Below are 2,114 nucleotides of genomic sequence, written 5' to 3'. Positions count from 1 at the left end.
TATTATGTATAATATAATTGAGGGTACAAATGAAGAACTTACTAAAATAGCATCAGGCCTGGGGTTGACATATGATGAGATAGTAATGCTCAGGAACTATTTCCGCGGGCTTGGAAGAAATCCAACTGACATTGAAATACAGGCTATCGCCCAGGGGTGGAGCGAACATTCCTGCTATAAATCATCCAAAATTTACCTGAAAAAATATTTTTCTGGGCTTAAGAGCGATTATACAATACTCACAATGGAGGATGATGCAGGTGTCATATCATTTGACAGCAACTATGCATATGTAGTGAAAATGGAAAGCCATAACCATCCCAGTGCCGTTGAACCATATGGTGGTGCCGCAACGGGAGTTGGAGGGATTATCAGAGATGTTCTTTGCATGGGTGCACAGCCGGTGGCACTGGTTGATTCCCTATATTTTGGAGATCCAGATAATGAAAAGGGCAATCTAACCGAACGGTTTATAATAAACAGGGTAGTTGGAGGAATTAGAGACTACGGAAACCGTGTCGGCATCCCTACAGTTGCTGGCTCAGTGAATTTTAACCCCATATACAATGGCATGCCCCTTGTAAATGCGGGGTGCATAGGCATTGTAAGGAAAGACCATGTGGTCAGGAGCAGGATAAGCAAGGAAGGAGACCTGCTTATTGTATGTGGTGGCAGGACGGGAAGAGATGGAATACATGGCGTAAATTTCGCTTCTAAGATTCTTAAGGCAGATAATGAAGAGAACAGAAATGCTGTACAGCTGGGAAATCCAATTATAAAGGAGCCACTAATACATGCCATTCTTGAGGCGAATGAAGCGGAAATAATAGACGGAATGAAAGACCTTGGTGGTGGGGGGCTCTCAAGCGCAGTGAGTGAAATGCTTTTTGCCGGTGGCATGTCAGGAATTATAAACCTTGACAGGGTGCTTTTGAAGGATAGCAATATGGAACCATGGGAAATATGGGTCAGTGAATCACAGGAAAGGATGTTTCTGGCAATTGATCCGTCAAATCTTGAAAAAATAAAGAAAATTTTTGGAAAATGGGGTATAGAATATTCTGTCATAGGTGAAACCTTGAAGAGCCCCAATCTCATAATTCAACACAATGGAGAAAAAATACTTGATATGGATCTATCATTCCTTACAGGAGGCCCTGTATATGCAAGGAGCTACAGGAAGCCTGAAAAAGTCGAAAAAACGGTATTAGACCGTGAACCGGAGAACTACAGAAATTTTATTCTGGAATTCCTGTCCAATCCGAATATATGCTCAAGATTCAATATAGTAAGGCAGTACGACTTTACAGTCAGGGGAAATACCATTGTAAAGCCATTTGCCGGCATGCCTAACCATGAGACGCACTCGGATGCAACAATCATAAAACCTGTGGAAGAATCTTACCAGGGTCTGTGCCTTACTTCTGGATCAATTCCGAAAATGGTAGGGATAGACCCTTACTGGGGAACAATGCATGTTCTATCGGAGGGATACAGGAATATACTTAGCTCTGGCGGCACACCACATTCGGTTGTGGATGCCCTGAATTTTGGAAATCCAGAAAATCCTGAGACAATGTACAGATTTGTTGAATCCATTCATGCCATATCAGATTTCTGCCGGGCAACTGGGCTGCCACTGGTATCCGGAAACGTTAGTTTTTACAATGAAACAGACTGGGAAATACTGCCCACCCCCAATATGCTCCTTATTGGAAAAATCGAGGATATTAGAAAGGCAAAGACTGTTGAGGCAAAGCATAGCCGTAATCCGGTCTATCTTGCTGGAACAATAATACCGGATCTGGCTGGTAGCCAGTATTCGTCTGCAATGCATACCGGACATAGTATACTGCCCCATATGAATATAGATGAGCTTATTGCCCTCAAGGAGGATATAGATTCCTCAAAGGATTCTATAGAATCCATGCACGACATTTCAACTGGTGGGCTTCTCATGTCCATTCTTGAGATGTCCTTTGGAAGCCAGTACGGCATAGAGGCCGACATATCAAACATCCCGGGAAGGACTAATGAAAAACTCTTCTCAGAACTGGGAAATGGCATACTGATCGAGGTCAAGAAATCAGATGAGGAGAAATTCCTTAAATCCT

At 42.9% G+C, this 2,114-nt stretch carries 1 protein-coding gene; it reads left to right on the top strand.

The window, feature by feature from the left end; translation table 11 throughout:
• On the top strand, nucleotides 1-2,114 hold a 2,114-nt coding region (gene purL, locus AMDU4_RS10205), incomplete at both ends, for a phosphoribosylformylglycinamidine synthase subunit PurL (protein ID WP_290705005.1).

The sequence above is a fragment of the Ferroplasma sp. Type II genome, assembly GCF_000496155.1.
The sequence above is the reverse complement of the archived record's forward strand: the minus strand, read 5'-3'. Positions and strand labels throughout refer to the sequence as shown.